Annotated in this window: 12 protein-coding genes; 8 read left to right on the top strand and 4 right to left on the bottom strand. The window is 72.8% G+C overall.

All coding sequences use genetic code 11. The features are described from left to right. Positions 1–103 precede the first annotated feature (103 nt). From LWC33_RS22340 to LWC33_RS22330, 3 genes are read right to left on the bottom strand one after another with little or no spacing between them, the layout of a single operon-like run. Positions 104–943, bottom strand: coding sequence for an aminoglycoside phosphotransferase family protein (locus LWC33_RS22340; protein WP_233306382.1), 840 nt, complete (start codon positions 941–943; stop codon positions 104–106). Beyond that, positions 940–1,194 carry a maleylpyruvate isomerase N-terminal domain-containing protein gene (locus LWC33_RS22335; protein ID WP_233306381.1) on the bottom strand — a complete coding sequence of 85 codons (255 nt, stop codon included), beginning with the start codon at positions 1,192–1,194 and terminating at the stop codon, positions 940–942. The genes LWC33_RS22340 and LWC33_RS22335 overlap by 4 nt, the downstream gene beginning before the upstream one ends. Continuing rightward, a complete protein-coding gene (locus LWC33_RS22330; protein ID WP_233306380.1) occupies positions 1,191–1,775 on the bottom strand; it encodes a TetR/AcrR family transcriptional regulator in 585 nt (194 codons plus the stop codon). The genes LWC33_RS22335 and LWC33_RS22330 overlap by 4 nt, the downstream gene beginning before the upstream one ends. An 85-nt stretch (positions 1,776–1,860) precedes the next feature. Between LWC33_RS22330 and LWC33_RS22325 the strand changes: the two genes are divergently transcribed. Then, the gene (locus LWC33_RS22325; RefSeq protein WP_233306379.1) at positions 1,861–2,841 is read left to right on the top strand and encodes a putative endonuclease domain-containing protein; all 981 of its coding nucleotides are present in this window, start codon (positions 1,861–1,863) and stop codon (positions 2,839–2,841) included. Between the two features lie 213 nt (positions 2,842–3,054). On the opposite strand, the gene LWC33_RS22320 is transcribed toward LWC33_RS22325, so the two are convergent. Continuing rightward, a complete protein-coding gene (locus LWC33_RS22320; protein WP_233306378.1) occupies positions 3,055–3,204 on the bottom strand; it encodes a hypothetical protein in 150 nt (49 codons plus the stop codon). A gap of 117 nt (positions 3,205–3,321) precedes the next feature. Here LWC33_RS22320 and typA point away from each other — a divergent pair, with 117 nt between their 5' ends. From typA to LWC33_RS22285, 7 genes are all read left to right on the top strand, one after another. Further along, on the top strand, positions 3,322–5,214 hold the full coding sequence (gene typA, locus LWC33_RS22315) for a translational GTPase TypA (RefSeq protein WP_233306437.1): 1,893 nt from the start codon (positions 3,322–3,324) through the stop codon (positions 5,212–5,214). 100 nt (positions 5,215–5,314) lie between these two features. Continuing rightward, positions 5,315–7,165 (top strand): ABC transporter family substrate-binding protein, encoded by a 1,851-nt coding sequence (locus LWC33_RS22310; RefSeq protein WP_233306377.1) that lies wholly within the window; start codon positions 5,315–5,317, stop codon positions 7,163–7,165. Positions 7,166–7,402: 237 nt separating this feature from the next. Beyond that, positions 7,403–9,139, top strand: a complete 1,737-nt coding sequence (locus LWC33_RS22305) for an ABC transporter family substrate-binding protein (RefSeq protein ID WP_233306376.1) — start codon at positions 7,403–7,405, stop codon at positions 9,137–9,139. Positions 9,140–9,295: 156 nt separating this feature from the next. After that, positions 9,296–10,276, top strand: a complete 981-nt coding sequence (locus LWC33_RS22300) for an ABC transporter permease (protein ID WP_233306375.1) — start codon at positions 9,296–9,298, stop codon at positions 10,274–10,276. Then, positions 10,269–11,183 carry an ABC transporter permease gene (locus tag LWC33_RS22295; RefSeq protein WP_233306374.1) on the top strand — a complete coding sequence of 305 codons (915 nt, stop codon included), beginning with the start codon at positions 10,269–10,271 and terminating at the stop codon, positions 11,181–11,183. The genes LWC33_RS22300 and LWC33_RS22295 overlap by 8 nt, the downstream gene beginning before the upstream one ends. A gap of 50 nt (positions 11,184–11,233) precedes the next feature. Next, the gene (locus tag LWC33_RS22290; RefSeq protein ID WP_233306436.1) at positions 11,234–12,343 is read left to right on the top strand and encodes an ABC transporter ATP-binding protein; all 1,110 of its coding nucleotides are present in this window, start codon (positions 11,234–11,236) and stop codon (positions 12,341–12,343) included. After that, positions 12,340–13,371 (top strand): ABC transporter ATP-binding protein, encoded by a 1,032-nt coding sequence (locus LWC33_RS22285; protein ID WP_233306373.1) that lies wholly within the window; start codon positions 12,340–12,342, stop codon positions 13,369–13,371. Before LWC33_RS22290 ends, LWC33_RS22285 begins: the two co-directional genes overlap by 4 nt. The last annotated feature ends 11 nt before the right edge of the window (positions 13,372–13,382 follow it).

Genomic DNA, 13,382 nt, shown 5'->3' with positions numbered 1-13,382 from the left:
TACAACCACCGCCTCACGTCCACGGTTCGCCTCCCGGCGGGCGCGGACCGGCGCCGGTCAGAACAGCCACGGCAGCGCCTCCAGGCTCTTGGCCGCGTAGCGCTCACGGCCCGGGTGCAGGCCGAAGGCGAGATCTTCGAGCAGGGGTGCACCGGGCGTAGAAGACCGCCCGGACGCGCAGCGAACCCCCGCCGTCGGCCCCGTACGCGGTGAGCGCGCTGTCGAGCGCGGCCGGTCCGAGGTCGCGCAGGATCCGGCCGAGGTCGACCGCCGGGTCGGTGATCGCGGCGTCGCTCCAGTCGATGATCCCCCTGACCCGGCCGTCCTCGACGAGCACGTGCTCCACGCCCAGGTCGTTGTGGGAGAAGACCCGGCGGGGAGGGACGGGCGCCGGGGGCTCGCACAGGAACCGCTCCACACCCGCCCGGAAGCCGCGGGGAACCTCGTTGCGGACGGTCCGGTAGGTCTCGACGGCCTCGTCGCGCCATTCCTCGGGCGCGACGTCGTCGACGTCGACCTCGGCGTCCGGTCCGGCGAGTGGCAGGGCATGCAGGGCGGCGAGGACGGTGCCCAGCACCGCGCCGACCCCGGCCGCGGCCGCGGCGCGTTCCGCTCCGGAGCGGTCGAGCAGCGGGGCGCCGGCCAGCCTCCCGAGGATCAGGCACCCCTGCTCGGGCACGACCAGACGCACCGGCGGGACGGGCACGGGGCAGACCGAGGCGACCCGCTGCAGCAGCGCCGCCTCGCGCAGTACGGCGGCCGCCCTCGCTTCCTGATCCGGGCCGCGGCCGTACCGAACGACCAGGGTGCCGTCGACGTCGTAGGCGTCGTGGTCGAGGCCGGAGCCGAGCGGGGTCACCGCCCCGGCCCGCAGCCCCGGCAGGACGTGGGCGAGCTGTGCGGCCACCTCGCCCGCCCCGTCGGGCACGTCCCCGGTGCTCACGACGGGTCCGTGACGAAAGGGCCGGGGGACCGGCCGAGCGCGCCCAGCACCGCGGGGCCGGCGACCGGGGCGCTCGGGCCCCGACCCGACACCGGCGCGACCACCTGCCGCTGAGCATCGATGACGTGGCCGACCAACTGCCGCGCCGACGAGCGCGGACACGGAGTACGACGGTCCCAGGACCCGGCGGGGCAGGCGTCGACCACCGCGGTGAACCCGGCCAGCACCCGCAGATACCGTTCGCGGCTCATCGCTCGATCCCCGGTAGCAGTGGCCGGATCGCGCGCCACGCCCCTTCGGCCAGCGCGTCGGAGGTCGGGGTCGGCGTGGGCCCGGAGGAGGCGAGCCGGCCGCGGGCGTACTCGTGCACCGGGCCGATCCAGAGCGCGACGACCGCGGCGAGCTCCGGCGTCCCGGGCCATCCGTGGCCGCGCAACCAGTCGCTGATCTCATCGGCGAAGCCGCGGTGGGCGTCCCGTGCCGCCTCGTCCAGGATCGCCTGCAGCACGTCCGGCGGTGAGTGGAGGAACAGCCGGGCCAGCCGCGGGTTGTCGTCGATCCACCGCAGATGTCGCACCACGGTCCGGCGTACCCCGTCCTCGGCACCCTCCGCGACGCGCAGCGCCTGCAGCAGGACCTCCCGGTGATCGGCGAGCCCGGCCGCCACGACCGCCGCTGCGAGATCCGCCCGGGTCGGGAAATGGTGGAACAACGAACCGTTGCTGACGCCCGCGCGCTCGCGCACCGCCTGCATCGACGTCGCCTCCCAGCCGCACTCCTCCACGCCGGCCAGCGCCGCCTCGACGATCACGGACCGGCCGTCGCGCTTCATGGAGTGGAACTCCAGAGTGCCACTCTGTTCGAGGCGATGTCGTTCGCGTGGAACCGGGGCGGCGGCGGATCCGTCGAAACCGGGCATGGAGCCGATCACGCACCTCAGCCTCACCGCCTCTGACACCTCCCGTGACACCGCGCCGTCCGCCGCCCGGCCCGCCCTCGCCGCCCTCCTCGGCCGGCAGGCGGGGGTGATCGGGCGGGCCCAGGCGCGGGCCGTGGGCCTCTCCACCGACGCGATCGACCGGAGGCTCGCAGGCCGGCACTGGGTCCCGCTGCACCCGCGCGTCTACCTCGACCGCGCGCACCGGCTCACCGACGAGGCGCGGGTCCGGGCCGCCGTGCTCTGGGCCGGCGACGACGCGGTGCTCAGCGGGCTGGCCGCGGCCTGGTGGCACGGCGTGGCGCCGGCCCTCGCCGGCGAGGTCGCCGTGACCGTGCCGCGCCGCCGGTCGCCCCGGAACCGCCCCGGCGTGATCGTCCGCCGCCGCGACCTCGCCGACGACGACCGCACGAGCAGGCACGGCGTCCCGGTCACCGCCCTGCCGCTGGCCGTGCTGGAGTCGGCGGTCGAGCTGGGCGCGGCGGGCGGCCCGTTCCTGGATCGCGCGCTGCAGTCGCACGTCGGGTTCGCCGAGGTGGCGCGGGCCCACACGCGGAACCCGGGCGCCGCCGGCGCCACCGCCGCCCGCGCCGCGCTGGCCGCGACCGCCGAGCGCGCGGGGCCCGCGGCCGTCCGGTTGCTGGTCTCGCGGCTCCGGGAGGCGCGGCTGATCGGCTGGCGCACCGAGCATCCGGCGGCCGGCGTGGTGTTGCCGGTGGCCTTCCCGCAGGCGCGGGTGGCCGTGGAGGCCGAGGGCTGGGCGCGCCCGCTCGGGGCGGAGGCGCGGCGGCGCACGCTCTGGCGGCGCGGTGTGCTGGCCCGGGCGGGCTGGACGGTGCTGACCTGCCGGTGGCACGACCTCGCGACCAGGCCGGAGGCCGTGCTGGGAGAGATCGGCCTCGCCGTCGCGCTCGGCCGGAGGGCCGGACGACCCGCGTCGCCGGCCCGGAGCGCCGGGTGATACGCGTCACCGGCACGGAGCGCCGGATGACGCGGGGCGGCGGCGTGGATCACCCTGTGAGCTTCGTCATCGGCGCCGGAGGGTCGCAGCCTGGTCCGGACGCATCCGCGCCGCCCGAGCACGGAACGATTCAGAACCCGCCGCGGACCGTCCACAATGGGCGACGCGCACCGTCCACGAAGGACGATCGTGCACCCGCGGGGGCCCGCGACCTCAGTAGATGCGCGCCGCCTTGACCGCGCGCGTGTACTCCTTGCCGGTCAGCCCCTGCGCGTCGATCTTCTTCAACCGCAGGTGGACGACCGGGCAGCTCTTGCATCGCTTCGGCTTCGACCGGCAGCACTTCTTCTTCACCTTGGCCATCGTGAGGGAAGCCTAGGCTCACCTCTCGGCAAGGTCCAGACCTCGACCGGGATACCGTGAATCGTGACTTCAGCTGGATCCGCTCTCGCCGACGCCCCGCAGACCGCCGACCGCGGCCTGCCCGACGGCGTGCGCGCACTGCGCAACGTGGCGATCGTCGCGCACGTCGACCACGGCAAGACCACCCTGGTCGACGCGATGCTGCGCGCGTCCGGCGCCTTCGGCGAGCGGGCCGAGCCGGTCGACCGGGTCATGGACTCCGGGGACCTGGAGCGCGAGAAGGGCATCACCATTCTCGCCAAGAACACCACCGTGACCTGGCAGGGCGTGACGATCAACGTCATCGACACCCCCGGCCACGCCGACTTCGGCGGCGAGGTCGAGCGCGGCCTCTCGATGGTCGACGGCGTGGTCCTGCTCGTCGACGCCTCCGAGGGCCCGCTCCCGCAGACCCGCTTCGTGCTGCGCAAGACCCTCTCCGCCGGCCTGCCGGTGATGCTCGTCGTCAACAAGACCGACCGCGCCGACGCCCGGATCGAGGAGGTCGTCGACGAGTCCCTCGAGCTGCTGCTGGAGCTCGCCGACGAGCTGGGCCTCGACGAGGACCAGACCGCCCACCTGCTGGACCTCCCGGTCGTCTACGCCTCCGGCCGCGCGGGCCGCGCCTCGCGCAACCGCCCCGCCGACGGCCAGCTGCCGGACTCCGAGGACCTCCAGCCCCTGTTCGACGTGCTGTTCGACGTCGTCCCGGCGCCGAAGGACGACCCCTCCGCCCCGCTGCAGGCGCATGTCACCAACCTCGACGCCACCAGCTTCCTGGGCCGGATCGCGCTCTGCCGCATCCGCGCGGGCGTGCTCCGCCGCGGGCAGCAGGTCGGCTGGTGCCAGGCGGACGGCACCGTCACCCGCGTCAAGATCACCGAGCTGCTGCGCACCGAGGGCCTGCAGCGCGTGCCGGCCGAGGTGGCCGTGGCGGGCGACATCGCGGCCGTCGCGGGCATCGCGGACGTCATGATCGGCGACACACTCGCGGACCCGGAGAACCCGGTGCCGCTGGAGCGCATCCACGTCGACGAGCCGGCGATCTCGATGACCATCGGCATCAACACCTCCCCGCTCGTCGGGCGCGACCCGAAGCCGGGCCAGAAGCTGACCGCCCGCCAGGTCAAGGGCCGGCTGGACTCCGAGCTGGTCGGCAACGTGAGCCTGCGCGTGCTGCCCACCGAGCGCCCGGACACCTGGGAGGTCCAGGGCCGCGGCGAGCTCGCGCTGGCGATCCTGGTCGAGACCATGCGCCGCGAGGGCTTCGAGCTCACCGTGGGCAAGCCCGAGGTCGTCACCAAGACGATCGACGGCAAGCTTCACGAGCCGTTCGAGAACCTCTCGATCGACGTGCCGACCGACTCGCTCGGCGCCGTCACCCAGCTGCTCGCCGCCCGCAAGGGCGAGATGATCCAGATGGTGCACGGCGAGAACCGGGTCCGGCTGGACTTCCGGGTCCCCTCGCGGGGCCTGATCGGCTTCCGCACCGAGTTCCTGACGATCACCCGCGGCGCGGGCATCGCCAGCCACGTGTTCGACGGCTACGGCCCCTGGGTCGGCGAGATCTCCAGCCGGCTGCGCGGCTCGCTGATCGCCGACCGCTCCGGCCCCGTCACCGGCTACGCGGTCGACGCGCTGTCCGACCGCGGCGTGCTGTTCGTGGGCCCGGGCACCCAGGTCTACGAGGGCATGGTGATCGGCGAGTACACCCGCAACGAGGACCTCGAGGTCAACATCGTGCGGGAGAAGAAGCTCACCAACATGCGCAAGTCGACGGGCGACGAGCTGGTCAAGCTCACCCCGCCGACGATCCTCACGCTGGAGCAGAGCCTGGAGTTCTGCGCCAACGACGAGTGCGTCGAGGTCACGCCGGAGAACGTCCGGATCCGCAAGGTCGAGCTGGACTCGCACCTGCGCGGCCGGCAGCGCGCCCGCGCGAAGGCCGCCGCGGCCGGCGTCTCGCGCTGACCCTCCTCGCGCCGGGCCGGGCCCACACCACCGCACCACGTCGCCGGTGCGACGATGGCGGGCAGGCGGGCCGCCCGGCCCGCGCGGCGGGGGAGGGCACGTGACCGGCTGGGGCCGCAGGACGCTGCTCGTCCTCGGCGCGTGCCTGCTCACCCTGCTGGCGGCGTGCACGAACGCCCCGGTGGAGCAGCCCGCCCCGCCCCAGCCCGCGCCCCCGCCGGCGACCGTCCGGGCCACCGAGGTCGTCGTCGGCGTGGACGACCTCGGCGCAGGCTTCAACCCGCACCTGCTGGCGGACCGCTCGCCGGTCACCCAGGCCCTGGCCACGCTGGTGCTGCCGTCGGTCTTCCGGCCCGACGCCTCCGGCGCCCTGCAGCTCGACCGCACGGTCGCGACCAGCGCCGAGGTCACCTCGACCAGCCCGTTCACCGTGAGCTACGAGCTCAACGTGCAGGCCTCGTGGTCGTCGAACTCGCCGATCGCCGCCGAGGACTTCGTGTACCTCTGGCAGCAGATGCGCAGCCAGCCGGGCACGATCGACGCCGAGGGGTACCGGCACGTCACGGACGTCCGGTCGCGGGCCGGCGGCAAGGCCGTGGACGTCGTGTTCGACGAGCCGTACCCGCAGTGGCAGCACCTGTTCAGCGGGTTGCTGCCCGCCCAGATCCTCAAGGACGCGCCCGGCTCGTGGAGCAGCGCGCTGCAGGGCGGGCTGCCCGCCTCGGGCGGGCCGTTCCGGGTCGTGACCGTCGACCGGGCGCGGGGCGAGGTCATTCTCGCCCGCAACGACCTGTACTGGGCCACCCCCACCACGCTCGACCAGATCGTGCTCCGCCGGATGGGTCCGCAGACCCTGGCCGAGGGCCTGCGCGGCGGCGACGTCGACGTCGCGATGCCCACCTCCGGGCCGAAGGTCATGAAGGCCCTCGCGCCGCTGGGCAACGCGATCACGACCGCGTCCGCGCCGCGCGGCACCGTGACCGACCTGGCGCTGCGCTCGGACTACGGGCCGCTGTCCGACGTGCGGGTGCGCCAGGCCGTCGGCGCGCTGCTCGACCGCGAGAAGATCCGGGCCGCTGTGGCGCCCGACGCGCTGCCCGTCGACGCCTTCGGCCTCGCGCCGTCGCAGCAGGGGTACGCCGCGACCGCCCCCGCGGGCGCGCCGGCCCACCCGGACCCCGCCACCGCCGAGCGGCTGCTCACCGAGGCCGGTTACACCCGCGGCGCCGACGGGGCCTGGACCCTCGGCAACACCCCGCTCAGCATCGTCGTGGCCGCCGGCGCCGAGCGCGGCACGGACGTCGACGTGGCCGAGGCCGTGGCGGACCAGCTGCGCGCCGCGGGGATCGAGGTGCAGGTCGTCGCCCCGCCCGCGGCCGACCTCTTCACCCAGCGGACGGTGGTCGCCACCCCGCCCAGCACGACGACCCCGCCGCCGACGACGCCGTCGAGCGGTGCCGCCACCCCCACGCCGAGCGCGGCCCCGACGACCGGGCCGAGCCCCGCAGCGACCCCCGGCACGACCCCGAGCACGACCCCGAGCGCGGCTCCGTCGAGCGGCACCGCCGCGCCGAACGCCACCGTGCGGGCGGACATCCTCGTCGAGCCGCGCGCGGTCGGCGGCCCGATCGGACCGCAGCTGGCCTCGGACTACGGCTGCCCGGACCCGACGCCGTCGCTCCCGGCGCCGCCCACCCTGCCGAACGGCTTCTGCTCGGCCGCGCTGCAGCCGGTGCTGGAGTCGCTCGCGACCGCGGCGGTGCCCGACCCGAACCAGCTCGCGACGGCCGAACGGGTGCTCTGGGCGCAGCTCCCGGCGCTGCCGCTCTTCCAGCAGGTGTCGCTCCTCGTGAGCACCCCGGCGGGCGCCGCCGCGACCGGGTTCGGTGCCGGCCCGCTCGAGACGGGGCCGCTCACCGGGGCACAACGATGGAGCGCCCCGGTCAGCTGAGTCTCCTCCGGCCGGGCGAAAGTTACTCCAGAGTAATCACGATGTGTCGCCCTGTCCACCTCACGTCACCCTTTGGTCACGATCGGCGACATCGTTGGCGGGTGCACCTGTGAGGTTCCTAAGTTGCCCAGGGATCGGGCGGCCGCCCCACACCCCGGGCGGCCACGGCAAGGGTCGAAGGGCCCCGGTCCCAGCGGCCCGACCGGGTCCGGACAGGCGAGCAGATCGAGGAAGTCCATGAAGAGAACGAGGGCGGCCGCGGCCGCAGCGGTCGCCACGGCGGCGACGCTTGTCCTTGCGGCCTGCGGTGGCGGCGGTGGCGCCGGCGGCAGCTCGGGCGGGGTCTACGGAGACTGCAGCACCAACCCCAACACCTGCAACAGCGTTCCGGCGGACCAGCTGCAGCAGGGCGGGACGGTGACCCTGGCGTCCGAGAAGAACATCGACAACTGGAACGTCATCTCGTCCGAGGGCAACGTCGACTGGACCGGTATGTCCACGAAGCCGCTGCTGACGTACGCGTTCTACACGTCGCCCGACCTCAAGCCGACCCTGAACACGGACCTGCTGGACTCGGCCGACCTCACCAACCCGACGACGATCGTCTACAAGATCAAGCCGGCCGCGACGTGGGACGACGGCACCCCCGTCACCGCCGACGACTTCGTCATGAGCTGGAAGTGGCAGAACGGTCGCGACTGCCCGGCCTGCGAGACGGCGGGTAACGGCGGCTACGACCAGATCACCGCGGTGACCGGCTCGGACAACGGGAAGACCGTCACCGTCACCCTGGCGAAGCCGTACACGGACTGGCAGGGCCTCTTCAACTCGGCCGCCCCGCTGTACCCGGCGCACCTCGGCGCCAAGCAGGGCGACCTGAACTCGCCCGACGGCCTCGCCAAGGCGTTCGACTGGTTCGGCAAGACGCCGCCCACCTACTCCGCCGGCCCGTTCAAGGTCGAGAACTGGCAGGACAACGTCGCGCTGACGCTGGTCCCGAACCCGTCGTGGTACGGCGCGACCAAGCCGAAGCTCGACCGGCTGGTGATCCGCGTGATCACCGACGCCACCCAGGAGCCGCTGGCCCTGCAGAACAACGAGGTCCAGGCGCTGTTCCCGCAGCCGCAGGTCGACATCGTCAACCAGCTGACCAACATCCCGAACGTCTCGAACGCGCAGGCGGCCGGGCTGTCGTGGGAGCACTTCGACTTCAACCTGAAGAACCCGTTCCTGGCCGACAAGGCGCTGCGCCAGGCGCTGTTCACCGCGGTGAACACGCAGGACGTCATCGCGAAGACGGTCGGGCAGTTCAACGCGGACATCAAGCCGCTGCAGAACAAGATGTTCGTGCCGCAGCAGGACGGCTACCAGGACAACCTGACCGCCACCGGGCAGGGCTCGGGTGACATCGAGCGGGCCAAGAAGGTCCTCACCGACGCCGGGTACACCGGCGTGGGCACCGCGCTGGTCGCACCGAACGGGCAGGCCGTGCCGCCGCTGCGGATGCGCTACACCGTGGGCAACGCCGTCCGGCAGACCGAGTGCGAGCTGTTCCAGCAGTACGCGAAGCAGCTCGGCGTGAACGTCGAGATCTCGACGACGGACAGTCTCGGCACGACCACCAGCTCGGGTGACTACGACGTCATCGTGTTCGGCTGGATCATGTCGCCGGCGCCGTTCGGCGGTGCGCAGCAGCTGTGGCTGTCGAACTCCGGGTCGAACTACGGCCACTACGTCAACCCGACCACGGACCAGCTGATCAACGAGGCCGCGGCGTCGACCGACATCAACGACGCCCGGGCCAAGCTGAACCAGGCCGACAAGATCATGGCCGAGGACGCCTACGTCCTGCCGCTGTACCAGAAGCCGACCCTGGCCGCGGTGCAGAACACGCTGGGCAACGTGCGCAACAACGCGTCGCTCGACGGGATCACCTACAACACCGCCGAGTGGGGCATCCGCTCCGGCTCGTGACGTGAGAACCGGGGGCGGGCCCGGGGAGCCGGCCGACCACGAGTCGGCCGCGCGGCCCGGGCCCGCCCGCGGCGTTACCCTGCTCAGACGGCGGCCCGCCCCGCCACGCCCGGAGCGGACCGTGCTCCCACCACGAGTCGGAAGAAGCACATCCGCATGCTCGCCTTCGCCGTGCGCAGGATCCTGTACTCGATACCGGTCCTGATCGTCGCGTCGTTCATCATCTTCGCGCTGGGCTCGGCGTCGGCCGACCCGCTCGCGCCCCTGCGGGAGAAGAACCCGCCCGCGCCGCCCACCGTCATCGAGGCCGAGCGGCTCCGGCTGCACCTCGACCAGCCGCTCCTCCAGCGCTACTTCTCGTGGCTCGGGGGCGTGTTCCGCGGCGACTTCGGCCCGTCCGTCGTGTCCACGGCGAACATCGGCCACGACCTCGGCGACCGGTTCCTGGTCACCATCCGGCTGATCGCGCTGGCCATGGTGATCGCGCTGATCCTGGCGGTGGTGATCGGCGTCCTGACGGCCGTCAAGCAGTACTCGAAGTTCGACTACGCGGCCACCTTCCTGGGCTTCCTGTTCCTGGCCATGCCCGCCTTCTGGTTCGCGATCCTGCTCAAGCAGGCCGGGGTCAGCTTCAACCTGGCCGTGGGCAGCCAGGCGATCTCCACGATCGGCCAGGCCTCGGTGCCGCCGCCGAAGGGCACCGGCCCGTACGTCCTCGACATCCTCGGGCACATGGTCCTGCCGACCATCTCGCTCGCGCTGATCTCGTACGCCGCGTGGAGCCGGTTCACCCGCGCCTCGATGCTCGAGGTGATGAACTCCGACTACGTGCGGCTCGCCCGCGCGAAGGGGCTCTCCCGGCGCACCGTGATGGTCAAGCACGCGCTGCGCACCGCGCTCATCCCGCTGACCACGGTCACCGCACTCGACATCGCCTCGATCATCGGCGGCGCCGTCGTCACCGAGAACGTCTTCCAGTGGAAGGGCATGGGCGACTACCTGGTCACCTCGATCCGGACCAACGACGTCTACGCGACGGCGTCGTGGCTGCTGATCGCGGCGACCGTGGTGATCGTCTTCAACCTGATCGCCGACCTGCTCTACGGCGTCCTGGACCCGAGGATCCGCTATGCCTGACACCACCGAGCTGTCCACGGCTCCCGCACCGGCCCGGGACCGCGAGTTCACCGTCGAGGAGCGCAGCCAGGCGCAGCTGGTGTTCCGGCGCTTCCTGCAGCACCGCGCGGCGGTGGTCAGCCTCTGCGTGCTCGTGGCGCTGATCCTGCTCGCCTACGTCGGCGGCTGGCTCTGGAAGTACGACGCCGGCCAGTACACCCCGGACAACTCCGTCCCGCCCTCCTGGGACCACCCGTTCGGCACCGACTCGTCCGGCCGCGACCAGTTCGCCCAGGTGCTGCGCGGGACGCGGATCTCGCTGCAGGTCTCGGTCAGCGTCGCGATCCTGGCCACGCTGGTCGGCACGGTGTGGGGCTCGGTCGCCGGGTACTTCGGCGGCAAGACCGACACGGTCATGATGCGCATCTCCGACCTGGTGCTGACCCTGCCGCTGATCGCCGTCGCCGCGATGCTCGCGCACAACTTCGGCGGCAGCTGGTACCTGATCGCGCTGGTCATCGCGGCGCTGTACTGGGCCTACGTCTCCCGCGTCTCCCGCGGCGTCGTGCTGTCCCTGCGGGAGAAGGAGTTCGTCGAGGCGGCGAAGGCACTCGGGGCGAGCGACACCCGGATCATCCTGCGCCACCTCGTGCCCAACGCGCTGGGCTCGATCCTGGTGAACCTCACCATCCTGGTGGCGCTGGCGATCCTGCTCGAGACCTCGCTGTCCTACCTGGGCTTCGGCGTGACGCCGCCGGACACCTCGCTCGGCCTGCTGGTCAGCGAGGCACAGACGGCGCTCACGACCCGGCCGTGGCTGTTCTACTTCCCCGGCCTGTTCATCATCCTCATCGCGCTCACGATCAACTTCATCGGCGACGGCCTGCGTGACGCGTTCGACCCGCAGCAGACGAAGGTGCGCCAGTGAGCCAGCACGCGAGCGAGCCGTCTCGCGCAGGAACGGCCGACGAGATCGACCTGTCGCCCGCGCCGGGCGCGCGGGGTGTCCGCGGGGACGTCGTGCTGGAGGTCTCCGGCCTCGACGTCACCTTCCCGAGCGCGGACGGGCCCGTCCGTGCCGTGCGCGGCGTGGACTACGCGCTGCACCGCGGCGAGGTGCTGGGCATCGTCGGCGAGTCCGGCTCCGGCAAGTCCGTGACCTCGATGGCGGTCATGCGGCTGCTGCCGAACACCGCCGAGGTCAAGGGCTCGGTGCGCTTCGACGGCCGGGACCTGCTCACGCTGTCCGAGGCGGAGATGACCCGGGTCCGGGGCTCCCGGATCGCGATGATCTTCCAGGACCCGATGACCTCGCTGAACCCCGTCTACACGGTCGGGGCGCAGATCGCCGAGGCCGTCCGCGCGCACCACGACGTCTCGAAGCAGGCGGCCATGGAGCGCGCCGTCGAGCTGCTGGACAAGGTGCGGATCCCGAACGCGAAGGACCGCGCGGGCTCCTACCCGCACGAGCTCTCGGGCGGCATGCGGCAGCGCGTGGTCATCGCGATCGCCATGGCCAACGACCCGGACGTCATCATCGCCGACGAGCCGACCACGGCCCTCGACGTCACCGTCCAGGCCCAGATCCTCGACGCGCTGGCCGCGGCGCAGGACGAGACCGGTGCCGCGATGGTGCTGATCACCCACGACCTGGGCGTGATCGCGGGCCAGGCGGACCGGGTGCTGGTGATGTACGCCGGCAAGCCGGTCGAGATCGGCACCGCGGAGGAGATCTTCTACACCCCGCGGATGCCCTACACCCTCGGCCTGCTCGGCAGCCTGCCCCGGCTCGACCGGCCCAGCGAGCGGCTCACCCCGATCCCCGGGGCACCGCCGTCGGTCGTCAACATGCCGCCGGGCTGCCCGTTCGGCCCACGCTGCCCCAAGCACACCGAGCGGTGCGACGAGAGCGAGCCGGAGCTGCGCGTGACCACCGGTCCCGGCCACCTCGCCGCCTGCCACTACGCCGAGACGCTCGCGGGGCAGGAGGCGGCGGACGTGTTCGACAACGAGGTCGCCGACCACGAGGCGCTCGCCGGGCTCGCGGCCGGCGAGGGCACCGGGACCGACGGGGAGGCCCGCGCATGACCACGGTGGAGCAGGGCACGCGGACGCTGCTGAGCGTCCGCAACGTCGTCAAGCACTTCCCGATCCGCTCCAAGGGCCTGATCCGCCGGCAGATCGGCGCGGTGCAGGCCGTCTCCGACGTCTCGTTCGACATCGCCGAGGGGGAGACCCTCGGCCTGGTCGGCGAGTCCGGCTGCGGCAAGTCCACGACCGCGCGGGTCGTGCTCAACCTGCTGCCGGCGACCTCGGGCGAGGTGCTCTACCGGGGCCAGGACCTGACGAAGATCGGCCGCTCGGAGATGCGGGGGCTGCGCCGCGAGCTGCAGATCGTGTTCCAGGACCCGTACGCCTCGCTCGACCCGCGGCTGCCGGTCAACGAGATCATCGCCGAGCCGCTGCGGATCCACGGCCTGTACTCCGACGGCGGCCGCGACCAGGTCCGCCGGCTGATGCAGACCGTCGGGCTCAAGCCGGAGCACGGCAACCGGTACGCCCACGAGTTCTCCGGCGGCCAGCGGCAGCGCATCGGCATCGCCCGCGCGCTCGCGTTGCGCCCCAAGCTCCTGGTGCTCGACGAGCCGGTCTCGGCCCTCGACGTCTCCATCCAGGCCGGCGTGCTCAACCTGCTCGACGAGCTGCAGTCCGAGCTCGACCTGTCGTACCTGTTCGTGAGCCACGACCTGTCGGTGGTGCGGCACATCGCGGACCGGATCGCGGTCATGTACCTGGGCTCGATCGTCGAGACCGGGACGGCCGAGGAGCTGTTCGCGGGTCCCGCCCACCCGTACACGCAGGCGCTGATCTCCGCGATCCCGCTGCCGGACCCGCGCAAGGAGCGGGCCCGGGAGCGGATCACGGTCGTCGGGGACCTGCCGAGCCCGGCGAACCCGCCGTCGGGCTGCCGGTTCCGGACCCGCTGCCCGAAGTTCGCGAACGAGCTGTCCGACGCGGAGCGCACGCGCTGCGTGGAGGAGCCGCCGGCCCTGGTCGAGCGGGGGCAGGGGCACCCGGTGTCCTGCCACTACGCCGAGCGCAGGGCGCTGTTGTGAGGACGTAGGCT

The organism is Pseudonocardia terrae, assembly GCF_021343995.1.
Lineage (GTDB): Bacteria > Actinomycetota > Actinomycetes > Mycobacteriales > Pseudonocardiaceae > Pseudonocardia > Pseudonocardia terrae.
Note: the sequence above shows the minus strand (reverse complement) of the source record. Positions and strands in the feature narration are given on the sequence as shown.